Origin of the sequence: Caulobacter sp. CCUG 60055 (assembly GCF_022750545.1) — a bacterium.
Taxonomy (GTDB): domain Bacteria; phylum Pseudomonadota; class Alphaproteobacteria; order Caulobacterales; family Caulobacteraceae; genus PUIC01.
In genome coordinates, this window is sequence record NZ_PUIC01000001.1 from 405,171 (window position 1) to 427,574 (window position 22,404).

Consider the following 22,404-nt stretch of genomic DNA (forward strand, 5'->3'; position numbering starts at 1 on the left):
CCGCCGACTGGCGGCGGCCGCTTGCGGGGTATGCGTTGTGGGAAAATTGCGGCCAGCGAGGGCTAGAAGGCGGCGTCCAGACTCACGCCGATCGTGCGAGGCTGCAGAACCACGCCCTGGAAGTAGGAACCTACAACGCCGCCGTTCGGATAGACTCGGCGATCAGCGGCGTTGCGGACGAAGAAGCCCAAGGTCCAGCGACTGTTCGAAAGGCTGGCGTTCAGGTCGAGCGCCCCATATTCGGGAAGGCGCACCGTATTCACCCCGCCCTCGACGTCGTTGAACCGCGCGCCGATGTAGCGGTAGCCGCCCCCCAGCCGCAGCATCCAGTCGTCCGTCACCCGGGTCTCGTAGTTGGCGGTGACCGAGGCCGTCCAACGCGGCGCCGACGGCATCCGGGCCTTGTCGGCCCACCCCATCGAAGGCACCGCCTCAGTAAGGACGGCGTCGGTGTAGGCGGTGTTGAAACCGAGCTGGACGCCCTTGACCGGGATGAAGAGCGTGGAGAGTTCGACGCCCTGGCTGCGCGCGGTGCCGCCGTTGGCGCCGAAGCTGACGCTGCCGTCCGGCGTATGCGCTTCAAGCTGGATATCCTTCCAGTCGATGCGGAACACGGACAGGTCGAGCTGGAGCCTGTGCTCCAGCAGGTCCCCCTTCAGGCCGCCTTCGTAATTGATGATGGTGTCGGCGTTGACCTGGGACGGCACCCCCGGAAAGACCGGATTGGGACCGCCGGGGCGATAACCGCGGGCGACGCGCAGATAGGCGATGTAGTCGGCTCCAAGCCGATACCTGGAGCTGATGGCGTAGGTGAGGACGTCGTCCTCCGACTTGCCGGTGACGGGCCCCGTCGGCCCATTTTCGAGCAGCGCGCCGACGGCGTCCTGCTTGAGGGTTTGCCGATTGCGCGCCCACCGCAACCCCGCCGTCACGTCGAAGGCGTCCGTGAAATGATAGGTCGCGTTGCCGAATACCGCCCCTTCGCGGTACGCGCTGCGCAGGCTGCTGCGCAGCAAGGGATCGAGATCGGGAACGGGCGTCCGCGTCGCCGGGTCAAGCGCGGACAGGTACTGACCCGCCTTGGTGAACTCGTCGTCGTAATAGAGGCCCGCCAGCCACTCGAACTTGCCGGGCCTGGACGCCAGCCGGAACTCCTGGGTGTATCGCCGCAGGTCCGCCGCGTTGCGGAGGTCGGAGAGGCCCACGCTCGCATAGACGTCGGAATAGTCCGTGGTCGATCGCAGCCGCCCCTTCGAATAGCTGGTCGCGGAAATGAAATCGGCCCAGCCAAGGTCCCAGTTCACCGACGTCGCCAACAGCAGGGTGCGTTTCTTGAAGGGCTGGGCGAGGATGTTGCCGTTGGTCAGGTCTCCCCCCACCGGGCCGAGCGGGGTCGTCCCGCCCCTGGCCAGCCGCACGATGCCGTTGCCCTTCGACGCGCCGTCCTGGTAGGTCGCCGAGGCCTTGACGCTGAGCGCGTCGGTCGGCTGCCAGAGCAACGCCAGCCGCGCGCCGTCCTGGCGGCCGCTGTTCTCGCCCTTGCCGCCCGTCACGTAGTTGTCGATGTAGCCCGGCGTCTGTTCGTGAAAGACGCTCGCCCGCACGGCGAGCTCCCCCGGGATCAGCGGCGCATTGATGCCCACGCGGCCGATATAGCCCAGCTTCCCGGCCCCTTCGGTCGTGGAGACCTCGGCGCCGGCTCGGACCTCGTAGTCGTTCAGGTGCGGAGCCCGTGTGACGTACTTGAGCAGCCCGCCCATGCTGTTGGCGCCGTAGAGGGTTCCCTGCGGCCCGCGCAGCACTTCGACCCGCTCCAGGTCGTACGGCATCATGTCGAAGGAGGTCGAGGCCTCGGCCGAGTAGCCGTTGCTCGACCCCAGCGGGGCCTCGTCGACATAGGTGGCCACCATCGTGGTGTCCCCGCGCGGGTTCAGCCCGCGCATGGTGATCGTGCTCTCCCCCGGCTGGCCGCCGCTGTCGACGATGAGGCCCGGCACATAGGCGGCGTAGTCCTTGAGGTTGCCGGCGTGCAGGTCCTCGAGCTGCCGCCGCCCGAGAACGCTCACCGAGGCCGGCACGTCCTTGGCCCGCTCGGCGCGCTTCTGCGCGGTGACGATGACCTCGGCGATGCCGGTGAACTCTTCCGCGGCGCCGGCGGGCGCGGAGATGGCGGCGACGGGTTCGCCGCCCGCCTGGCTTCGCTTCTCCACCATGAAGGTGTCGGGATTGACCGTGCGCGACACCAGGCCGGTCTCGGCCAGCAGGCCTTGCAACGCCTTGCCCGGCTCGATCGTCCCGCGAACCGGGAAAGACAGCTTGCCCTGGGTTTGACGGCTGTCGAAGACGATTTCCTTGCCGCTCTGCTTGCCGAACAGCTCCAAGGCTAGGGCGAGCTCCTGGCGAGGAATGTCAAATCTGCGCTGCTGCTGCGCCTGAGCCGAAGTCGCCACCGCGGCGATGGCGACCCCCGCCATCGCCCACGACCGCGCGCCGCCGAATCTGTTGTGGTTCACAATCTTCCCTCCCGGCGCCTTTGCGACGCGCTTGCCACCTTCAGGCGGCCTCTGGAGGAAAGATGTCGGATTCAGAAAACTCCTTACTTATAATAAAATTTTCTCGAAATTCTCTCAGCCGGCCTTGCGCCAGTCCAGCACCACGGCCCCCTTGGACCTGGGCCGCTCCTCCAGCGGATAGAACGCCGTCACGGCCGCGAGGAAGTTTTCGGGGCGTGAAACATTGAAAACCCCGCTGATCCTCAGATCGCCGATCCGGGGATCCTCGATCAGGATCTGGGTTCGCGAATAGCGGTTCATCTCCTTGATGGCCTCGGACAGCAGGTCGTCCCGGAAGATGAGCCGCCCCCGGTCCCAGCTGGTGAGGCGCTCGACGTCGGCGGCGGCGATGACCAGCGGCCGATAGGGGTCGGCGATCAGCTGCTCTCCGGGCTGAAGCTCCTGGCGGTCCAGGCTCGGAACCAGTCTCGCCATTCCCTTGTGACGAAGCGGGTCGACCGTCACCCGCCCTTCGGCAAGCACGACACGCACGCCGCCGTCGCCCACGCGGACGTCGAAGGCGGTGCCGACCGCGGTGACGCGCCGGTCGCCGGCCAGCACCACGAACGGCCGATTTCTGTTCTTGGCGACCTCGAACAGCGCCTGCCCCTGCAACAGCCGGACGCTCCGCTCGTCGCGCGAATAGGCCACTTCAAGGACCGTATTGGTGTTGAGCGAGACGATCGAGCCGTCCTCAAGCGTGTATTTCGACCGCTCCCCGACCGCCGTGGCGTATCGCCTGGCTGAGGGCCCGGGCGCGGGCGCCGCCGGAGCCGCGCCCTGGATGGTCGCGTCGAGCCCGGGAACAGTTCGCTCCGAGGGGCGCGGCGCTATGGACCATGTCCCGACGCCGAGCAGAACGATGGCGGCGGCGGCGGCGGCCCGCCAGAAAATCGTGATCCGTCGGGCTTGCAGCGGCGCCGCCAGCGCCGCGTCGCGCATCCTGCGCACCTCCGGGCTCGCGGCGACGGCGCCAAAGCTCGCGATGGACGCCTCGGCCTCGTCATAGGCGGCCGCGTTGGCCGCCTCGCCCAACCAGTTCTCGAAGGCGGCCTGGTCCCGAGAGGTCATCAGCCCGAGCTGGCGGCGCGCCAGCCAGTAGGCGGCCGCTTCCCGCGCCTCGTCGATGTCCAGCACGGCCCGGTTCATCGCAGCCTCGCCCGCAGGTGCGCAATGGCCCGCATCATGTCCTTCTCGACCGTGCTGACGGCGACGCCCAGGCGGCGCGCGATCTCCACGCCCGTCAGATCCTCGAACCGGTTGAGAATGAACACCGTGCGGGCGCGCTCAGGCAGCTCCTGGAGGCTTCGCACCATGAGGTCATAGGCCTCGCGGCCCAGCAGGATCCGTTCCGGCGACATGTCGTCATAGGTTTCGGCGAAGTCGTCATCCAGCGGCTGCTGGACGTCGCGCCGACGCCGCAGCCGACGCCGCCCCCGCTCGCGCAGGAGATTGGCCGCGATCTGGAAAAGATAGCCTTCGATGTTCTCGATATCGCCCAGCCGCGCCCGGCGCAGCAGCCTGATGAAGACCTCCTGGGTGAGGTCCTCGATGTCCGAGGCTCCCGGCAACCGTCGCGAGAAATAGCGGCGCACCGCCTCGGCGTACCGGGCCGAAAGGTCGGCGACCTGCCGCGCGTCAGCCGTCGGAAGCCTTTCGGACGCTTCGCTGCTCATGGACGTTTCGACACCTGAACGGCATGGCTGGGCAAGGCGTGGAGGTCGCCTCCCGCCGGCCTTCGTCGCGACCTGTAAGCCCAAAGCGTCAACGGCCCGCCTCGCCTCTGAATCTGCGCCCGTACCTACAGATGACGGAAAGCGGCCTTACCTCATGGAATTCCACCCCAGGCTGTTATCAGCCTCGCAGCATCTCCTGACGCGCAGCTCCCGTTCCCTCGGCGAGCATAGGGCTAGTCGTCGCAGCGATGGCGAAGAATCTGCCCGGCCTTGGCTCCCGTGGCGCGGCCGGCGTTGACAGCAAGGACGCCGTTGACCAGCACATAGTCGACGCCCTCCGGAGCCGCCATGGGCGCTTCCCAGGTCGCCGCGTCCTTCACCCTGTCCAGGTCGAACACGACAAGATCCGCCTTCAGTCCTTCACGGATCATGCCTCTGTCATTCAGGCCCATGCGCGTGGCGGGCCATCCGGTCATCTTCCGAACGGCGTCCTCCACGGTCAGGACCTGACGCTTCCGGACATACTCGGACAGCACCCGCGGGAAGGTTCCATAGCTTCGGGGATGCGGCAGGTCCTCCGCGTCCAGCTGGCCGAAGACCTCGGTCGCGCCGGCGTCGCTGCCGATGCTCGTCCACGGCTGCTTCATGGCCAGTTCGATGTCCGGCTCGCTCATCATGAAGAAGAGGGCCATGGCCCGGTTTGGCAGCGCGTCCAGGACGATGTCCCAGGCGAGGTCGGCCGGGTCCTCGCCCATGGCCTTGGCGATGAAGGCGATGCTCTTGTAGCGGTAGCGGTCGTATTTCGGGTTGTAGGCGTTGGCCAGAACGATCCTGTCCCAGCCGCCCGCCGCCTGGACGAGGTTGGACCACCCGGGGACCGATCCGGCGGCGACCTCTTTCTTCAGGCGCGCCCGGATCGCCGGATCGCGCAGCCGTTCCCATCCCTTGGCCTCGCCGTCGGCGAAAATCCAGTTGGGGGCGGTGATGCTGAGCCCCGTGCCGCCGGCCGTATAGGGATACATGTCCGCCGCCACGTCCACGCCCCGCGCCCGTGCGGCCGAAATCGTCGCGACGGCCTTGGGCATCAGCTCGCCCCAGCCTGGCGCATAGCCGGCCTTGAGGTGGAAAATCTCGACCTTGGCGCCCGAACGCTCGCCGATGGCCACCGCCTCCTCGATCGCGCCGACCAGGCCGGCCGCCTCGTCGCGCATGTGCGTCACGTAGAAGCCGTCGCACCGGCCCGCCACCTTGGCCAGTTCGACCAGTTCGTCGGTTCCCTGGAAACTCATCGGCGGATAGATCAGCGCGGTGGAGACGCCGAATGCCCCGGCTTTCATGGCCTTGCGGACTTCGGCCTTCATCGGCTCGAGCTGAGCCGGGGTGGCGACGCCTTCCTTGTCGCCCATGACCGGCAGCCGGGCCTGCATGGCGTTGTAGTAGACGCCGATATTGACCCCGATCCCCTGGCGCGCGAGCTGGTCGAAATAGCCGCCGATCCCATCGGCGGCGACCGGGACGCCCGCCTCTCCGGCGATGACCGTGGTCACGCCCATCCGCAGCTTGTTCTCGGCGCGGCCGGCCTTGAGGAGCACCTCCTGCGACTGGTCCATCATGTCGATGAACCCCGGCGACACGTAGCGTCCCCGGGCGTCGATCTCTCGCGCCCCGCGCCCGCGGACCGTTCCCACGCGGGCGATCAGGCCGTCCTTGACGGCGACATCGGCGCGGACCCACGGGTCGCCGCCGCCGTCCAGGACGCGGCCGTTGCGGATCACGACATCGTAGTCGGCCGCCGGCGCCGACCAGGCCGGGGCGGCGACCAACGCCGCCAAAGCCAGCGCGGCGCTTCGAAACAGCTTCATGACGGTTCGTCCTGTCGAGAAAGGAACACGAAATGCGGGCGGCGGCGTCAGCGCGACGTCGCGGACGCCTCGCGGCGAATGGGTCGGCCGGGCTTCGTCGTCGGATCGAGCCGTCCTTCGGCGATCAGGACCTGGCCATTGACCAGGACGTAGTCCATCCCGGCCGACAGGGCGGCCGGCTGCTCGAGCGTGGCCCGCACCCTTATCCGATCGGGATCGAAGACGATCAGGTCAGCGTCGGCGCCGACCTTCAGCCGCCCCTTGTTCCGGAACTGCGGCGCGGCGGCCTCCAGTTCCCGGGCGGGAAAGTACGAGCCGGCGCGCAGGACATCCATCAGCCCGACGAGCTTCCACTTGCCGACGTAGTTCTCGATGATCCGGGTATAGGTCGCCGCGCTTCGCGGGTGGGACCAGGCGTCGGCGGGCAGAGGCCAAGTCTGCTCGGGGATGTAATGTGTCGGCGCCTGCGTCCAGGGCATGGCGTCGGAGGCCAGGACCCAGCCGGGCGTCGCCAGGCGACGGGCGGTCTCCGTGCGAAGCGACAGGTCGGCGTCGTCCGTGGCGGGGTCGAGGTTGATGATGAACGCTCTCGGGTCACGCGCTCTCAGGTCGGCCAGTTCGGCGTACGAGCCGACATGGCGGCCATAGTAGATGATGCTGTCCGGCTTCTGTCCCGCCGCCTTCAAGGCCTCCGGCGCGAGGAAGGTCGCCCCGATATAGGTGGCCCCGTGGAACCAGCCCTTGGTTTCGGGCGTGACGCGACCGCCCTGGGCGCGCACGGCCTCCAGAAGGTCGCGCTGCTCCACGCTGTCCCAATAGACGTGCATGATGTGCCATTGGGCCCCGGTCGCGGCGGCGTCGGCGACGACTTCCTGCGTCGCCGCGAAGTCTCCGACCGTGCTGCGCATGTGCACGAACACCGGAACGCCCCGGGCCGCCGCCAGCCTGGAGATCTTGAAGACCTCCTCCTCGCCGGCCCCGGGCATGTAGCCGAGCGCCAGGCCGATCCCGACGGCGCCCTCGTCGAGACCCTGGCCGACCAGTTTGAGGATGTCGCGGGTCTGCGCCGCGCTCGCTTGCGCCGTCGTGGCCGCGTGGCCCTTTTCGAGCGCCTCGGGGATGGCTTCGGCGGTCCCGTCAGGCGTCGCGCCGCCCAGCACGGTCGCCCTGGCCAGGGCCCAGGACGACGAGAAGCCGTAGTTGATGGCCCGTCCGCTCCTGGCCGCCCGGTCGTAGGCGGCGGCCACGGGCAGTTGCCCGACCTCGTCCTCCATCGCCGTCGTGACCCCGTCGAAGGCCTGGACCCGGCCGCCGAGGAGGTTCTGGGCATGGGAGTGCAGATCGACGAAGCCGGGGGCCACCACCCTGCCCCTCGCATCGATGATCCTCGTCCCCGACAGCGGAGCTTCCGAGATCGCGGCGATCCGGCCGTCTCGCACGCCGATGTCCCGCACGGCCTGCAGGCCCGTCTCCGGGTCCATCGCCAGGCCGCCCTTGAGGACGATGTCGAACGGTTCCGCCGCCAGGCTCGCCGAGAAGGGCGTCAGGCCGGCCAGCGCCAGCAAGGCCCCCCGCTTCAACAGCTTCAGGACGATCCTGGACGGGATGGCGGCGTCGGTCGAAGGCGGACGGTCCGGGCGAAAAGGCTGAGAACGCTCAGATCGATTCATGGCGGCCCTCCCGGCGCGGCCATGAAGGCTTATTTTCCAAATCCATATTTCACAATCGGAAATTCAATTCCACTCATCCGACAATCCATCCTGACTGAGAGTCTTGAATCGGCGGAGGTGATCGCGGCGGTTCGGCGGCGTTAAAGATAGTCCTTATTTAACAATGGCATGATCTCGACCTCTTCCGCCCCATCCCATTCCGATGGAAAATTTTAGCTTCGGAAAAATTTTCCATCTATGAAAAGTGACTTTGCGAAACCATTGTTCTGCGTGTTCGACCACCAGATTGAAGCGCCGCAGAGCGTGCGTGGAGCTCGATGAATCAGGGCCCTGCCCACACCGCCCAAGGCACCGACGCATTCGGCCGCCGGGTTGAGGCCGATGCCCCGGGGAGATGTTGATGAAGGTATTTGCCGCCGCCTTCGGCACGGAAACCAACACGTTCAGCGCCTGGCCGACGGGAAGACGCGATTTCGAGGAGGCCGGCGTCAGCAGAGGTCAGGCCCGCCTCGACCCCGATCGGATGGAGTCCATGGTGCTCGGCCGGTTCGAGGACCTGGCGCGCGCCGACGGCTACGCGTTTTCAGAGGGACTGCTCGCCTTCGCGCATCCGTCCGGCCCCACTCTGCAGTCCGTGTACGAAAGCTATCGCGACGAAATCCTCGCGATGCTGACGTCGGAAGGCCCCTTCGACATCGTGCTGCTGTTGCTGCACGGCGCGATGGTCTCGACGGAGTGCGACGACTGCGAGGGCGACCTGATCCGGCGCATCCGGGCGGTGGTGGGGCCCCAGGCCGCCATCGGCGCGGAACTGGACCCGCACTGCCACCTGACGCCGATGATGGTGGAGAACGCCGACGCGCTGGTGCTGATGAAGGAATATCCGCACGACGACTTCATCCCGGCGGCCGACGCCCTCTACGACATCTGCGCCCGGAAGGCGCGCGGCGAGGTCAAACCCGCATCGGCGGTGTTCGATTGCCGGATGGTCGGCTTTTACCCGACCACGGCCGAGCCCATGGCCGGGCTGCTGCGCCAAATGCGTGAAGCCGAACGGCGGCCGGGCGTGCTTTCCGTCAGTTTCGCCCATGGCTTTCCCTGGGGCGACACCCCCGAAACGGGATCGAAGGTGCTGGTCATCGCCGACGACGATCCGGCGCTCGCCAAGGAGGTGGCGCAGGAAATCGGCCTGGCGATCTACGATCGGCGGGACGCCCTGCTGCCCCGCTATCCCGATATCGAGACCGCATTGGACATCGCCGCGCGCTGCGACGGCCTTTGCGTGCTGGCGGACACGGCCGACAACCCCGGGGGCGGCGCGCCCAGCGACAACACCTCGCTGCTGCGGGCCATGCTCGACCGCGACCTGGACAACGCCGCCATCGGGCCGATCTGGGACCCGATCGCCGCGGGCGTCTGCGCCGGCGCCGGCGTGGGCGCCCGTTTCGCCCTGCGCCTGGGCGGCAAGAGCGGCCCGACCTCGGCGGACCCGCTCGACCTGCTGGCGACGGTGAAGGCGATCGCGCCGAACCACGCCCAAACCGGACTGGGCGGCTCCAGCGACCCCCTCGGCCTGACGGTCTGGGTGCAGGTCGGACGGGGCGTGGACGTCGTCATCTCCAGCATACGGACCCAAGGGTTTCACGCCGATCTCTTCACCGGGCTGGGCATCGACCTGACCGGCCGACGGACGGTCGGGGTCAAGTCGTCGCACCATTTCCACACCGGCTTCGCCCCGATCGCGGACCAGATCGTTTCGGTAGCGACGCCGGGCGCCATCGGCATGGATTTCGCCTCCCTCGCCTACCGCCGCAAGCGAGACGGAGATTTTCACCCGCGCGTCGCCGACCCCCTGAACCGAGACCTGAACCGGGACGCGAAACCGCACACGCCTTCGAATTGAGACGAGGACATAGGCAATGACCCCTTCCCCCATCCCCACCGCCGGGCGCAAACTCTCGCGGGCGGCCTTGCGCATGGCTTTCGCGGGCCTGCTGGCGGCGGCGGCCCTGGCGCCCCTGGGCGCGCACGCCGCCTCCGCGCCGGCGCCCGTCCCCGCCGAACGCGCCAAGGCGCGCGCCGCCATCGAGGCTCAGATCTTGCGGCTGTCCGAACTGTCCGGCGGCGAGGTCGGCGTGATGGCCCGCCACCTCGAAACCGGCCTCACCGTCGCCTCGAAGAGCCGCGACCACTTCCCCATGGCCAGCACCTTCAAGATCGCCGTGGCCGGCGCCGTGCTGGCCCAGGTGGACGCCAAGCGCCTGTCTCTTGATCAGATGGTGCCGGTGGACCCGGCGCTGATCGTGCCGTCGGAGGGCATCGCCGAGGTCTTTCCGTTTCCGGGAATCTCGCTGTCGGTGCGCAACCTCATCGAAACCATGATGACCAAGAGCGACAACACCGCCACCGACCTCCTCACCAGGCTGGCGGGCGGCCCCGGCGCGGTCACGGCCTGGGTCAGAAGCGTCGGGGTCGAGGACCTGCGCGTCGACGGCGACACCGCCGGCATCATCGGCCGCTTCTACATGGTTCCCCCCGGCGAAGCGGTGGTTCCCTACGTGACCAAGGCGCTGGCCGCGGACCCCGGGCTGGAGGATCGGGCCTCCGCGCCGGATGCGAAGTATGGCGACGACCCGCGCGACACCACCACGCCCGAGGCCATGGTGAAGCTGCTCTCCCGCATTGTCGACGACCACGTCCTGTCCGCCGGCAGCACCGACGTGTTGCTGGGCGCGATGGAGCGCTGCTCCACCGGTCCCAAGCGCATCAAGGGCATGCTGCCGGCCGCCACGGTCGTCAAACACAAGACCGGGACCTTGGGCGCCAGCGTCAACGACACGGGCGTCATCTACCTTCCCGGCGGCGCAGGCCGCGTGGCCATCGCGGTGTACGTCAAGAAGAGCAAGCTGCCCGAGGAGGCGCGGGAACGCGCGATCGCCGAGATCAGCCGCTCGATCTACGACTACATGCTGATCGAAAGCGCCAGCCGTTAGGTCTTGAGCCGTCCGCCCGGCGTTGCGGGGCGGACGGCCCCCCTCTTGTCACCAGGCGTAGCCGACCTGCACGCGTCCTCCCAATCGGGCGCCGCCCCCGTCGGCGGCGCCGGACACGGCCGCGCCGAGGCTCAGCGCCTCGCTGGCCTGATAGCTCCACGCCACGCCGAGCGCGGTGGCCGAGCCATATTGGCCGACGGCCGCCCCCAGCCACTGCCGCCCCGCCGCCAGGGTCGGCAGGCTGGGCATGGCCATGGCGGCGGCCACCCCCTTGGCCGCGAAGTCCTGGGCTCGCTGGCCCATCGCCCCCATCGCCTGCTGCATCTGGCCCAGGTTGACGGCGTCGCCGGGCATGACGCCGGGCGCGACATTGGTGATCTGGCGCGCGAGGCCGGTCTGGGCGTTGCCGACCGACACCGTGTTGGCGCGGTCCGCCAGCGAGCCCTGGCCCAGGGCCACGGCGTTGGCGGCGCTGGCCACGGCGTTGGCGCCCAGGGCGACGCTGTTGTCGCCGCCGGCTACGGCGTTGGCGCCCACCGCCGTGGCGGGATCGGCCAGCGCCCGTGCGCCCGCGCCGATGGCGACCGAGCCGTTGCGCGCCTGCGCGCCCGCGCCCAAGGCGGTGGTGTTGTCGCCCGTCGCCTGCGCGCCGGCCCCGATGGCCGTCGCGCCGGAGCCTTGCGCCGCCGCCCCGGCGCCGCAGCTGACGCCGCCGCCGGCGAAACTGCACAGCCCGTTGGCGAAGGCCTGGTTCATCAGCGTCTGCAGCGCCGCCACCTGCTGGGTGGTGAAGTTGTTGGCGCTGGCCAGGGCGGCCTGGCCGCTCTGCTGCACCTGGCCGACATTGGCCGCATCGGTGGCGGCTTGGCCGGCGCGCAGGTTGGTGATGGTCGCGCCGCCGGCGCCTTGCAGCGCGAGCGACTGCCCGTCGGCGCTGTATTGCGCCGAGTTCTGCGCCAGCCCCAGCGCGGTGTTGGCCGTCCCCTGGGCGGCGTTGGCGGCGCCCTGCGCGGTGTTGGCCGCGCCCTGGGCCGCCGTCGCGGCGGCCTGGATACGATACGCCTGCGCGCCGTTGACCGCGTCGGTGCTGGTCGCGGACACCGCCCCCTCGCCCAGGTTGGTGATGGTGCGCTGCTGCGTCGCCGACCCCACCGAGACGGTGTTGGTCCCCGAGGCCACCGAGCCCTGCCCCAGGGCCACCGAGTTGGCGGCGCCGGCCTGGACCACGGCGCCGGCGCCCAGGGCCGTGGCGTTGTCGGCCAGCGCCTGCGCCGCCTGCATCCCGGCGTTGGAGCCGCCGACAGCCGTGCTGTAATTCCCGCTGGCCACGGCGCCGGAGCCGCCCGCCTGGCCGGGGCTGGTCGCATTGGCGCCGCCGCCGATGGCTGTGCTGGCGACGCCGCTGGCCACCGCGCCGGCGCCGCCGTTCCCAGCATGCCCGCCGCCGGCGTTGGCGCCGGAGCCGCCGCTGCCGATGGCGGTGGCGCCGCTGTTGCTGGCCGAGGCGCCCGCGCCGCCCGTTCCGCCGGTGGCGCCGCCGCCGAAGGACGCGCCGCCGCCGCCGCCGCCGCCCAAAGCCAGCGCGCCGCCGGCCGAGGCGTTGGCCCCGCCCCCGCCGCCGCCCGCGGCGGCTGCGGGGGCGCCAGCTCCCGCCGCGCCCGCGCCGATGGCCACCGCGCCGTCGACCGCCGAACTGCCGCCGCCGCCGCCGCCGCCGCCCGCGAAGGTGTGCGCCGGATAGCCCTGGCCGCCCGCCCCCGGAGCCCCGCCGGCGGGATTGCCGTCAGCGCCGCCGCCGGCGGCGCCGGCCGATCCCGCAGTTCCGCCAGCGCCGGCGACCGTGTTGGCGCCGCCCCCGCCACCGCTTCCGCCGCCGCCGATCTGCACGCCCTGCGCCCAGGCCATGGCGGGGCCGGCCAGCACCCCCGCCAGCACCGCCCCGGCCGTCAAGGCGCGCCTGAGGTTCCTCGCCCGCCCTGCCTTCCGGCCGCCGTCGATCCGCGCCATGCCCTGCCTCAACCCAAGCCGATCCCTGATTCCGGCAGAGTAGGAAACGCGTCGGACGAGCGGTAACGACCGCGTCTCAATCGGATTGCGTCAGCGTCTCACCAGGGCGATTTTCATCGCCTCGCGGCGCAGTTCGCCCGGGCTGACGCCGAACCGGCGGCGGAAGGTCTGGTTGAAGGTCGGCGGATCGAAGAAGCCGCAGCGCGCCGCCAGCGCGGCGATGGTGGCGTCCGGTCCCGCCACGCGCAGCAGCCGCATGAACCGCTGCAGCCGCCGATCGCGGACATAGCCCGCCACCGTCAGTTCGCGGCGGGCGAACAGCCTGTAGAGCGTGGCGCGCGAGCAGCCCGCCGACCTGGCGATCCGGACGGGATCGAGATCGGGGTCGGCGAGATTGGCCTCGATGAACCGGCAGGCGGCGGCGAACTGGCCCGCCCCGACGGCCTCGCTTCCCTCGGCGCTCGCCGAACCCAGCACGCCGGCCAGGGCCGCCAGCAGCAGGTCGAGCGCGGCGTCGAACACGACCATCTGGTCGCGCTCGGGCGTTCGCCTCCATCGCCGCGCCATCAGGTCGAGCTGCCCCTTGAGGAAGGGAGCCAGGCCGGAAGCCTGAAGCGCCGTCCGAAGCTGCTCGGCGGGCGGCGGGTCGCCGCCGAAGGTCGAGCGGAGCAGGTCCCGGGGGACGGCGAGATAGATGCTTTCGTGGGCCGTCCATTCGAGCCGGCACGGCATGGCGGCGTCATAGACATAGAAGTCGCCCGCCTCGGACGAGCTTACGGTCCCGTCGGGGCCGACCGTCCGCCGCCGCCCCTTGCGCACCAGGCCGAAGCTGACCTCGTCGCAACCGTCCGCCCGGCTCTGCGCGCGCGTCCGCTCGCCGCTCAGCGGCCCCAGCCGACAGGTGAATATGGAGCCTCGCGGAGCGGCCAAGACTTCCCCCGCGCCCCGAAATTCCCTTTTCGCTTCGGCGTCCATGCGGCCGGCCGCGAAGTCATAAATGACCACCTCGCGCCAGAACTCGTAGGCGTCGTCGGGACCGAGGCTTCCGGTCGAGGCGGAAAGGCGGGCTCCGCTGGTCTTGGGGCGGCCGTGCGCCGGCGACCAGGGCCCGTCCGCGGGCGACCAGCTCCACACCTCGGAGGTATAGTCCCAGGTGAGGAGCGCCTCATGCTCGGGGTCGGCAGTCATCCCGCAACGTCGCCTCAGCCTTCATCCGTCCGATCCCCCGATCGCGCCGACATTGCTCTACTTCTGAGATATATCAAGACGGGCGCGAGGCCTGGACGACGCTGCCCGGCCCGTCAGGGGGCGGATCATGGCCTATGTCGTCAAGGCGCATATCGTCGATCCGGGGTCAGAGGTGTTCATCCTCGAGGCCCAGAAGACCATGTACGGCGGCAAGCTCATCGCCGAGGGCGACACGGTCTTCATTTTCGCCAGCGAGAACGAAGGCGGACGGGGTCTGTTGGCCCGCGGCGTCGTCACCACCGCGAAGGTCGTCCCGAGAAAGCCAGGCGTCGCGCGGCAGACGCCCAGGGTCAGCCTCTCGATCCGGCGAACGGCGCTGGCCAAGCGGCCCCTGGGGCGAAGCCAGCTCAAGTCCTACGCCGATTGGGGCGACGGCCAGCCCGGTTCCGAGCTGAACTTCAAGTTCTACCGGCAGGCCACGAACAAGATCGCCGGCGTGTCGGAGGAAGCCGCCGCGTTCCTGGCCGGGTTCTTCTGACCTGCCGGCCTTGGCCGCACCCATTCCGGCGTAGCGCTTCGACGGGCTTGAATGTTATAATATAACACTTCATAACCAGCCGGGGCTCGGGCGGATGTTCCGGTGCACGCGGATCAGGACCGTCGATCCGGGCCTCCAACCATCGAACCTGGAGACGCCCGATGGACCCTCGCCTCCCCGTCGCCGTGTTGTCGGGCTTCCTGGGCGCCGGCAAGACCACCCTGCTCAACCACGTGCTGAACAACCGCGACGGGCGGCGCGTGGCGGTGATCGTCAACGACATGAGCGAGGTGAACATCGACGCCGCCCTCGTCGGCCAGGGCGGCGGCGGCCTTTCGCGCACCGACGAGAAGTTGGTCGAGATGTCCAACGGCTGCATCTGCTGCACCCTGCGCGACGACCTGCTGATCGAGGTCCGCCGGTTGGCGGCGGAACGGCGGTTCGACTACCTGCTGATCGAATCCACCGGCGTCTCCGAACCCATGCCGGTGGCGGCCACCTTCGATTTCCGCGACGAGGCCGGCGAAAGCCTGGCCGACCTCGCCCGGCTCGACGCCATGGTCACCGTGGTCGACGCCTTCAATTTCCTGCGCGACTACGGCTCCAGGGACCATCTGGCCGACCGGGGCGAGGCCGCGGACCAGGGCGACGACCGCACCGTCGTCGATCTCCTGGTCGAGCAGGTCGAGTTCGCCGACGTGATCGTGCTCAACAAGGCCGATCTGGTTTCGGCCCAGGAGATGGGCCGTCTGCGCGGCGTCCTCGCCGCGCTCAATCCCCAGGCCCGTCTGGTCGAGGCGGCCTATGGGGCCGTGCCGTTGAACGAGATCTTCGACACCGGGCTCTACGATCCCGAGCGCGCCGAGCTCGCGCCGGGCTGGCGCAAGGCCCTGGTCGGCGAGGTCGTGCCCGAGACCGAGGAATACGGCATCTCCCACTTCGTCTATCGGGCCGACCGCCCGTTCGACCCGGCGAAGCTCGACGCATGGTTTCGATCGGAATGGCCGGGCGTCATCCGGTCGAAGGGCTTCTTCTGGCTCGCCACCCGCAACGACCGCGTCGGCTCATGGAGCCAGGCCGGCCCCGCCACCCAGGTCGAGCTCGGCGGCCGTTGGTGGGCGACCGCGCCCAAGGCGATGTGGCCCGACGATCCGCGCTGGCGGGCGAGCATGCAGAAAATCTGGCGGCCCCGGTACGGCGACCGCCGGCAGGAGATCGTGCTGATAGGCCAGGATATGGACCGTCGGGCGCTGGAAGCGGGTTTCGACGCCTGCCTGCTGTCCAAGGCCCAGTTCGCCCTCGGGCCCCAGGCCTGGTCGCGGCTGCCCGATCCCTTCCCCGCCTGGTCGTCGAACTAAGGCCGCGCCGGACCCGCCTTCACGTCCAGGCGCCCGTCGGCGTCGACCTCGCCGCGGGAGTGGCGCGCCCTGCAGGACTCGAACCTGCGACCGTCCGCTTAGAAGGCGGATGCTCTATCCAGCTGAGCTAAGGGCGCGAAAAGGGGTCAATGGGTCCAGGGCTGCTTGCGGCCGAAAGCGAAATTGTCGGCGTAGGCCTTGAGGATGCGCTTGGGTTCCTTGGCCTCGGCGATCTGGAAGGCGATGCCGTGCGCCTGGGCGTAGGCCACCGCCTCCTCGCGGGTCTCGAAGGTCAGGCGCACCTGGCCGTTCATGTCGCTCGACTGCTGCCAGCCCATCAGGGGGTCGGGCAGCCGGGCCGAGGCCGGGGCGAAGTCGAGCACCCAGTCCTTGGTCTTGGCCTTGCCGGACTGCATGGCGTTCTTGGCGGGGCGATAGATGCGCGCGAGCATGACGGTCAGCCTCTGAAATCCCTCCGATGGTCGGGGCGGCAGGATTTGAACCTGCGACCCTCTGCTCCCAAAGCAGATGCGCTACCAGACTGCGCTACGCCCCGTGGCCCTCGGAAGCGCGGTTCTTGCCATGAGCCGCGCCCCGCCGCAACGCATCAGCGACGTCAACCGACCCGTTCGCGCGCCCGACGGGGCATCAGCTTGAACACGCCGCTGGCCCGCACGACGTCGCGGCCGGCGATCATCGCCCGTCCCTCGGCGAAGGCGGTGTCGCGGGCGGCGCGGGTGAGGCGCGCCTCGCCGATCACCCATTCGCCGGCGCGCGCCATGCTGAGGAAGTCGACGGACAGGTGGATGGTCACGCAGGCCGCGCCGGTGGCGCGATGCACGGCGGCGGCCAGCAGGCTGTCCAGAAAGCTGGTGAGCATGCCGCCGTGCACCAGCCCCAGGCCGTTGCAGTGTCGCTTCAGCGCATAGAAGGCGCGCTGGAACCCTTCGTCGGCCTCGCGGTCGAAGAACGGCCCGTTGTGGGCGCTGAACGGGCCGCGCGACGGCGACGGCAGGAAGCCCGGCGGCGGGGCCGGAACCTCCGCCGCGTCAGCCACCCGTGAAAATCCGCTGACGCACCCGGTCGCCGGGGCTCAGGCCCAGCTCGGCCGCCCTGCCCCCCTTCAACTCCAGGACGCCCAGCACCGGCCCGCCGGAGGGGATCGGCGTCTCGTCCAGCGGCGCGGCGTTGCGGGCGATGGTGATGATGCGCCCGTCACGGGCGACGAACAGGATGTCGAGCGGGATGAGCGTGTTGCGCATCCAGAACGCCGTCTCCTGCGGGGTCTTGAAGTCGAACAGCATGCCCCGGTCCGGGGCCAGCGCCTTGCGGAACATCAGGCCGCGCTCGCGGCTGGCCGGCGTGTCGGCCATCTCGACCTGGAACTTGGCGACCCCCTTCGCCGAGACCACCTCCAGGGGCTCGACGCGCAGCTTCACGGCGGGCGGCGCCGGGGCCGCGGCCGCGGCGAACAGGCCGGCGAGCAGCGCCAAGGCCGCCCGCCGCGTGGAGGTCTTCAAGGACAAGACGAAACTCCCTGTGGGGAGGCGTCAGGTCGGGCTGATCTCGGCGACCACCAGACCCTTCGGCCCCTCGGCGAAACGGACCATCACGTCGTCGCCAGGCTGGAGGTCGTCCAGCCCGCTGCGGCGCAAGGTCTCGATGTGCACGAAGATATCGCCGGGCTGGCTGTCGCGCACCACGAAACCGTAGCCCTTGGTGCGATTGAACCACTTGACCTTGGCCCGCTCCAGCGGACCTTCCGCGGCCAGGGCCGGACGGCGTCCGCGGTCGGTCGGGCTGCGGAAACTGCGCGGCTCGTAACTGTCGCGCCGGCCGCCGTCGCGCTCGAAATGTCGTTGCGGTCGCTCGGAAGCCGGCGGCGCGGCGGTCTCGTCCAGTTCGACCACTTCGGCGACCTGCCAGCCCTTAGGCCTTCGGATCACGTCGCAGACGATGGAGGAGCCCTCAAGCGCGCTCTCGTGTCCGCACTGTCGCAGACTGGTGACGTGAAGAAGAACATCCTTAAGTCCGGTCTGACCGGGATCGTCAGGCACGATGAAACCGTACCCCTTCCCGGCATCAAACCATTTGACCCGCCCGCTGATGCGCACCGCCTCTTCGTGCGCATCCGCCCCATTGTAATCGAAACCAGACATGCAGCCCCTCTGGCCCGCCCGAAAACCTTAGAGGCGGGCAACACAGCATAACACTGTTCTTGGAACGGAGGGTGCGTCAACGCCGATTTTACGCGTATAGGCTGCATCGCCGCGCGCTAAGTTGTCGCAGGCTTGCAGGCCGATGGCAGTCCCTAGGGGAGTCGAACCCCTCTCTTCAGATTGAAAATCTGACGTCCTAACCGATAGACGAAGGGACCGCAGCGGCGAGGAAGGGCGATATAGCCGCGTCGGCCGGGGTGCGCAACCCCCCTCTGGAACTGTCCACAGACGATTTCAGATCGAGCGCATTCTGGGATCGGCGGCGTCCTCGATCTCGAACTGCACGCCGTTGCGGCCCTGCCAGTCGTCGGCTTTCAGTTTCCCGACCACGTGCAGCGCGCCGGGAGCCGCCAGCAGGGCGCGGCCCAGTTCGGTCTCGCCCGCCCGCCAGGCGACGGCGCGGATGCGCCCGCCGGCGCTGGTCAGCTGACAACGGATGTGGCCGCCGCGCAGGGCGCTGGCCTGCTCGACGCGGACATCGGCCAGGGCGAACACCGGTTCGGGGTTGCCCGGCCCGAACGGCGTCAGCCGCTGGAAATCCTCGTAAAGCCCCCGGTTCGCGCCGGCCGGCGTCACCAGGGCGTCGATCTCCACCGCGTCCAGCTCGGCCGCCGCCGCGCTTTCCTCGGCGAGCCGCTCCTCGATGAAGGCCCGGAAAGCCGGTATGGCCTCGGGGCGCATGGTCAGGCCCGCCGCCATGGCGTGCCCGCCGCCGGCGAGCAGATGCCCGGCCTCGTAGGCGGCCTGCACCGCCCGGCCGAGATTGACGCCGGGCTGCGAGCGTCCCGACCCCTTAGCGACGCCGGCGGCCGAATCGACGCCGATGACGATCACCGGCTTGCGATAGCGTTCGCGCAGCCGGCCGGCGACGATGCCGATGACGCCAGGGTGCCACCCCTCCCCCGCCACCACGAGGGCCGGCAGGTCGGGATCGAGATTCGAGCCGCGCTCGATCATCGCCGCCGCGGCCTCGACGACCTCGCGCTCGACCTCCTTGCGCTCGGCGTTCAGCGCGTCGAGCTGGCCGGCGATCTCGGCCGCCTCCTGCGCGTCGTCGGTGGACAACAGCCGCGCGCCCAGGTCGGCGCGCCCGATGCGGCCGCCGGCGTTGATCCGGGGGCCGAGAATGAACCCGGCGTGGAAGGCGCTGGCCGGTCCCGACGACTGGGCCACGTCGAGCAGGGCCTTGAGGCCTGGATTGCGCCAGGCCGACATCACCTTCAGCCCCTGGGCGGTGAGCGCCCGGTTGAAGCCGACGAGCTGGGTGACGTCGCAGATCGCCCCGAGGGCGGCCAGGTCGAGCCACTGCCGCAGGTCGGGCTCGGCGCGCGCCTCGAACAGGCCCCTGCGGCGCGCTTCACGATTGAGCGCGGCCAGCAGCACGAAAGTCACCCCGGCGGCGGCGAGGACGCCTTGCCCCGACCGGCAGCCCGGACGGTTGGGATTGACCACGGCGGCGGCGCGCGGCGGGTCCTCGCGCATCAGGTGGTGGTCGATCACCACCACCTCCAGGCCGATCTCGGCGGCGGCGTTGACGGCGTCATAGGCCGCCGCCCCGCAGTCGACCGTGACCACGAGGTCGGCGCCCTGCTCACGGATATGGCGGAAGGCGGTCGGGCTGGGGCCATAGCCCTCGGTCAGCCGGTCGGGAACATAGATCGGCAGCGCCTTGCCCATGGCGCGGAACCAGCGCACGAGCTGGGCGGCGCTGGAGGCGCCGTCGACGTCGTAGTCGGCGAACACCACCATCGGGCGGTCGCGCTGCAGGGCGTCGACCAGGATTTCGGCGGCCCGGTCCATGTCGGTGAAGGCCGACGGGTCCGGAAACAGGGCCTTGAGCGTCGGCGTCAGATAGTCGTCGGCGGCGGCCTCGTCGACGCCGCGCGCCGCCAGGGCCCTCGCCAGGGGCTCGGAAAGCCCCAGGCGCAGGGCGTGGCTGCGCGCCACTGCGGGGTCGGCCGGGCGCTCGCGCCAGACCCGGCCGCTGAGCGACCGCGTGACCCCGAGGAACGGCTCGGGCGCCGCCGGGCCGGTCATCAGACCGGCCGCTTCATCCGCACTTCGCGCACCGTGCGGGTGGCCGAATTCATCACCAGGCTGTGGGTGTGCACGAACCCGTTCTTGTAGCTGACGCCGTCAAGCAGCGCGCCCTTGGTCACACCGGTGGCCGCGAAGATGGCGTCGGCGCGGATGATGTCGTCGAGGTCGTACTTCTTGTCGAGGTCGGTGATGCCCCAGCGTTCGGCGCGGGCGCGCTCGTCGTTGTTGCGGAACACCAGACGGCCCTGGAACTGGCCGCCGACGCACTTGAGCGCGGCGCAGGCCAGCACGCCCTCCGGCGCGCCGCCCTGGCCGACATAGAGGTCGATGCCGGTGGCCGGATCGGCGGTGTGGATCACGCCGGCGACGTCGCCGTCGGTGATCAGGTAGACGCGGGCGCCCACGGCCCGCAGGTTGGCGATGATTTCGGCGTGACGCGGCCGGTCCATGACGCAGACGGTGATCTCCGACGGCTCGACGCCCTTGGCCTTGGCCAGGGCCCGGACGTTGTCGGCGGGCTTGGCGTCCAGATCGATGATCCCGGCCGGATAGCCAGGGCCGCAGGCGATCTTGTCCATATAGGTGTCGGGCGCGTTGAGCAGCGTGCCCTTGGGCGCCCAGGCCATCACCGCCAGGGCGTTGGCCATGGCCTTGGCGGTCAGGGTGGTGCCTTCCAGCGGGTCGAGGGCGATGTCGATCGCCGGACCGCGGCCCTGGCCGACCTTCTCGCCGATATAAAGCATCGGCGCCTCGTCGCGCTCGCCCTCGCCGATGACGATCTCGCCGTCTATGGCCAGTTCGTTGAGGGCGGTGCGCATGGCGTCGACGGCGGCCTGGTCGGCGGCCTTCTCATCGCCCCGGCCCACCATCGTCCAGCTGGCGACGGCGGCGGCCTCCGTCACGCGGACGGCGTCGAGGACCAGGCCGCGATCGAGGATCTCAGAACTCATATATGGCGTCTCCAGCCCGTTCAGGGCGCATCGTCAGGGGTCAGGGCCCAGGGTTCAGACGCGGGCGATCCGCAGCATCCGCGGCCGCTCGATGACGGCGGGCAAGGCGGCGATGCGTTCGACGGCGTCCAGAAGCACGGACTCCGGTGTTGCGTGGGTGGTTAGCACGATCGGCACCCCGCCTGCATCCTCAACCGGCTTTTGCAGGAAGCTGTCGATCGAGACGCCGGTTTCGGCGAGGGTTTCGGACACGGCGGCGATCACCCCTGGCTGATCCTTGACCAGCAGGCGCAGATAGGCCTTGCCGACGGCGCGGCTGGGATCGACGGCGACGAACGGCTCGAGCGTGCCGGCGGGGGCCTGGAACACCGGCCGCACCGCCCCGGTCATCACGTCGGCGATGTCGGCCGCCACGGCCGCCGCCGTCGGCCCGGCCCCGGCTCCGGGGCCCTGGATGAAGATGCGCCCGATGCGCCGCCCCTCGATGAACAGGGCGTTGAGCGCGCCCGTGGTCTGGGCCAGGGGATGGCTCTTGGGGGCCAGCGCCGGGTGCACGCTGACCGAGACGCCGTCGGCGGTCTTGACCGCCGAGGCGGTGAGCCGGATGCGATAGCCGAGGTCGCCGGCCAGCTTGATGTCCAGGAGGTCGACCTGATCGACGCCCTCGATCTCGGCGGCGGCGTAGTTCGGGGCGCAGCCGAAGGCCAGCGCGGCCAGGATGGTGATCTTGTGCGCGGCGTCGAAGCCGCCGACGTCCATGGTCGGGTCCGCCTCGGCGTAGCCCAGCCGCTGCGCCTCGCCCAGCACGTCGGCGAAGGTGCGGCCGGCGGCCTCCATCTCGGTCAGGATGTAGTTGCAGGTGCCGTTGAGAATGCCGGCGACGCCGACGACGTCGTCGCCGACCATGGCTTCGCGCAGCATCTTCACCGCCGGCGTGCCGCCCATCACCGCCGCCTCGAACAGCAGCGGCGCGCCCTTGGCCTCGGCCAGGCGCGCCAGCTCGGTTCCATGCTCGGCGATCAGCGCCTTGTTGGCGGTGACCACGGGCTTGCCCAGGGCCAGCGCCGCCTCGACGGCGGCCTTGGCCGGCCCGTCGGAGCCGCCGATCAGCTCTACAAACAGGTCGATGTCCGGCGAGGCGGCCAGGGCCACCGGGTCGTCGAACCAGGGATAGGGCGAGATGTCGATCTCACGCGGGCGCGAGCGCGAGCGCGCCGAGACGCCCCCGATCTCGACCTTGCCGCCGGCCGGCGCGAAGCCGGGCCGCTCGGCCAGGAACTTCAGGAGGCCGGTCCCCACCGTGCCGAGCCCGGCGACGCCGACGCGCCATACATCCTTCGCCATCACCGCC

At 69.9% G+C, this 22,404-nt stretch carries 18 protein-coding genes and 3 tRNA genes; 4 read left to right on the plus strand and 17 right to left on the minus strand.

Features of this window, described 5'->3' with window-relative positions:
- Window positions 1–62: 62 nt before the first annotated feature.
- The 5 genes from C5708_RS01850 to C5708_RS01870 all read right to left on the minus strand — a co-directional run bounded on the left by C5708_RS01850 (window position 63) and on the right by C5708_RS01870 (window position 7,760).
- Entirely contained in the window at window positions 63–2,513 is a 2,451-nt protein-coding gene (locus tag C5708_RS01850) for a TonB-dependent receptor (protein ID WP_242917219.1), read from the minus strand.
- Between the two features lie 114 nt (window positions 2,514–2,627).
- Window positions 2,628–3,701 (minus strand): FecR domain-containing protein, encoded by a 1,074-nt coding sequence (locus tag C5708_RS01855; protein ID WP_242917227.1) that lies wholly within the window; start codon window positions 3,699–3,701, stop codon window positions 2,628–2,630.
- On the minus strand, window positions 3,698–4,228 hold the full coding sequence (locus C5708_RS01860; protein WP_242917229.1) for a sigma-70 family RNA polymerase sigma factor: 531 nt from the start codon (window positions 4,226–4,228) through the stop codon (window positions 3,698–3,700). The genes C5708_RS01855 and C5708_RS01860 overlap by 4 nt, the downstream gene beginning before the upstream one ends.
- A gap of 233 nt (window positions 4,229–4,461) precedes the next feature.
- Window positions 4,462–6,090 carry a D-aminoacylase gene (locus C5708_RS01865; RefSeq protein WP_242917231.1) on the minus strand — a complete coding sequence of 543 codons (1,629 nt, stop codon included), beginning with the start codon at window positions 6,088–6,090 and terminating at the stop codon, window positions 4,462–4,464.
- Window positions 6,091–6,137: 47 nt separating this feature from the next.
- Window positions 6,138–7,760, minus strand: a complete 1,623-nt coding sequence (locus C5708_RS01870) for an amidohydrolase family protein (RefSeq protein WP_242917233.1) — start codon at window positions 7,758–7,760, stop codon at window positions 6,138–6,140.
- Between the two features lie 394 nt (window positions 7,761–8,154).
- On the opposite strand from C5708_RS01870, the gene C5708_RS01875 reads away from it, so the two are divergent.
- Both C5708_RS01875 and bla read left to right on the plus strand, forming a co-directional pair.
- Window positions 8,155–9,663: a M81 family metallopeptidase gene (locus C5708_RS01875; protein WP_242917235.1), complete on the plus strand. Its 1,509-nt coding sequence runs from the start codon at window positions 8,155–8,157 to the stop codon at window positions 9,661–9,663.
- A gap of 16 nt (window positions 9,664–9,679) precedes the next feature.
- On the plus strand, window positions 9,680–10,753 hold the full coding sequence (gene bla, locus C5708_RS01880; RefSeq protein WP_242917237.1) for a class A beta-lactamase: 1,074 nt from the start codon (window positions 9,680–9,682) through the stop codon (window positions 10,751–10,753).
- Window positions 10,754–10,801: 48 nt separating this feature from the next.
- On the opposite strand, the gene C5708_RS01885 is transcribed toward bla, so the two are convergent.
- Both C5708_RS01885 and C5708_RS01890 read right to left on the minus strand, forming a co-directional pair.
- Window positions 10,802–12,760, minus strand: coding sequence for a hypothetical protein (locus C5708_RS01885; RefSeq protein ID WP_242917239.1), 1,959 nt, complete (start codon window positions 12,758–12,760; stop codon window positions 10,802–10,804).
- 90 nt (window positions 12,761–12,850) lie between these two features.
- On the minus strand, window positions 12,851–13,948 hold the full coding sequence (locus C5708_RS01890; RefSeq protein WP_242917241.1) for a helix-turn-helix domain-containing protein: 1,098 nt from the start codon (window positions 13,946–13,948) through the stop codon (window positions 12,851–12,853).
- Between the two features lie 127 nt (window positions 13,949–14,075).
- Here C5708_RS01890 and C5708_RS01895 point away from each other — a divergent pair, with 127 nt between their 5' ends.
- Window positions 14,076–14,486, plus strand: coding sequence for a hypothetical protein (locus C5708_RS01895; RefSeq protein WP_242917243.1), 411 nt, complete (start codon window positions 14,076–14,078; stop codon window positions 14,484–14,486).
- A gap of 161 nt (window positions 14,487–14,647) precedes the next feature.
- On the plus strand, window positions 14,648–15,844 hold the full coding sequence (zigA, locus tag C5708_RS01900) for a zinc metallochaperone GTPase ZigA (RefSeq protein WP_242917252.1): 1,197 nt from the start codon (window positions 14,648–14,650) through the stop codon (window positions 15,842–15,844).
- A gap of 60 nt (window positions 15,845–15,904) precedes the next feature.
- Here zigA and C5708_RS01905 read toward each other — a convergent pair.
- From C5708_RS01905 to C5708_RS01950, 10 genes are all read right to left on the minus strand, one after another.
- Window positions 15,905–15,981: transfer RNA gene (locus C5708_RS01905), tRNA-Arg, on the minus strand.
- Window positions 15,982–15,990: 9 nt separating this feature from the next.
- Window positions 15,991–16,296, minus strand: coding sequence for an ETC complex I subunit (locus tag C5708_RS01910; protein WP_242917254.1), 306 nt, complete (start codon window positions 16,294–16,296; stop codon window positions 15,991–15,993).
- 27 nt (window positions 16,297–16,323) lie between these two features.
- Window positions 16,324–16,400, minus strand: a tRNA-Pro gene (locus tag C5708_RS01915).
- Between the two features lie 60 nt (window positions 16,401–16,460).
- A complete protein-coding gene (locus C5708_RS01920) occupies window positions 16,461–16,901 on the minus strand; it encodes a PaaI family thioesterase (RefSeq protein ID WP_242917256.1) in 441 nt (146 codons plus the stop codon).
- The gene (locus C5708_RS01925; RefSeq protein WP_242917258.1) at window positions 16,894–17,370 is read right to left on the minus strand and encodes a DUF192 domain-containing protein; all 477 of its coding nucleotides are present in this window, start codon (window positions 17,368–17,370) and stop codon (window positions 16,894–16,896) included. Before C5708_RS01925 ends, C5708_RS01920 begins: the two co-directional genes overlap by 8 nt.
- 24 nt (window positions 17,371–17,394) lie before the next feature.
- Entirely contained in the window at window positions 17,395–18,003 is a 609-nt protein-coding gene (locus tag C5708_RS01930; RefSeq protein ID WP_242917260.1) for a cold-shock protein, read from the minus strand.
- Between the two features lie 143 nt (window positions 18,004–18,146).
- A tRNA-Glu gene (locus C5708_RS01935) sits at window positions 18,147–18,221 on the minus strand.
- 76 nt (window positions 18,222–18,297) lie between these two features.
- Window positions 18,298–20,100 carry a single-stranded-DNA-specific exonuclease RecJ gene (gene recJ / locus C5708_RS01940; RefSeq protein WP_242917262.1) on the minus strand — a complete coding sequence of 601 codons (1,803 nt, stop codon included), beginning with the start codon at window positions 20,098–20,100 and terminating at the stop codon, window positions 18,298–18,300.
- Window positions 20,100–21,053: a class II fructose-bisphosphatase gene (gene glpX / locus C5708_RS01945; protein WP_242917271.1), complete on the minus strand. Its 954-nt coding sequence runs from the start codon at window positions 21,051–21,053 to the stop codon at window positions 20,100–20,102. The genes recJ and glpX overlap by 1 nt, the downstream gene beginning before the upstream one ends.
- A gap of 54 nt (window positions 21,054–21,107) precedes the next feature.
- Window positions 21,108–22,397, minus strand: a complete 1,290-nt coding sequence (locus tag C5708_RS01950) for a homoserine dehydrogenase (RefSeq protein WP_242917273.1) — start codon at window positions 22,395–22,397, stop codon at window positions 21,108–21,110.
- Window positions 22,398–22,404: the final 7 nt, after the last annotated feature.

Coding starts and splice junctions, on each gene's coding strand:
- C5708_RS01910 (WP_242917254.1), bottom strand. CDS start 16,296: ATGCTCGCGCGCATCTATCGCCCCGCCAAGAACGCCATGCAGTCCGGC.
- C5708_RS01855 (WP_242917227.1), bottom strand. CDS start 3,701: ATGAACCGGGCCGTGCTGGACATCGACGAGGCGCGGGAAGCGGCCGCC.
- C5708_RS01890 (WP_242917241.1), bottom strand. CDS start 13,948: ATGACTGCCGACCCCGAGCATGAGGCGCTCCTCACCTGGGACTATACC.
- C5708_RS01860 (WP_242917229.1), bottom strand. CDS start 4,228: ATGAGCAGCGAAGCGTCCGAAAGGCTTCCGACGGCTGACGCGCGGCAG.
- C5708_RS01870 (WP_242917233.1), bottom strand. CDS start 7,760: ATGAATCGATCTGAGCGTTCTCAGCCTTTTCGCCCGGACCGTCCGCCT.
- C5708_RS01865 (WP_242917231.1), bottom strand. CDS start 6,090: ATGAAGCTGTTTCGAAGCGCCGCGCTGGCTTTGGCGGCGTTGGTCGCC.
- C5708_RS01875 (WP_242917235.1), top strand. CDS start 8,155: ATGTTGATGAAGGTATTTGCCGCCGCCTTCGGCACGGAAACCAACACG.
- C5708_RS01895 (WP_242917243.1), top strand. CDS start 14,076: ATGGCCTATGTCGTCAAGGCGCATATCGTCGATCCGGGGTCAGAGGTG.
- C5708_RS01885 (WP_242917239.1), bottom strand. CDS start 12,760: ATGGCGCGGATCGACGGCGGCCGGAAGGCAGGGCGGGCGAGGAACCTC.
- zigA (WP_242917252.1), top strand. CDS start 14,648: ATGGACCCTCGCCTCCCCGTCGCCGTGTTGTCGGGCTTCCTGGGCGCC.
- C5708_RS01930 (WP_242917260.1), bottom strand. CDS start 18,003: ATGTCTGGTTTCGATTACAATGGGGCGGATGCGCACGAAGAGGCGGTG.
- recJ (WP_242917262.1), bottom strand. CDS start 20,100: ATGACCGGCCCGGCGGCGCCCGAGCCGTTCCTCGGGGTCACGCGGTCG.
- C5708_RS01950 (WP_242917273.1), bottom strand. CDS start 22,397: ATGGCGAAGGATGTATGGCGCGTCGGCGTCGCCGGGCTCGGCACGGTG.
- bla (WP_242917237.1), top strand. CDS start 9,680: ATGACCCCTTCCCCCATCCCCACCGCCGGGCGCAAACTCTCGCGGGCG.
- glpX (WP_242917271.1), bottom strand. CDS start 21,053: ATGAGTTCTGAGATCCTCGATCGCGGCCTGGTCCTCGACGCCGTCCGC.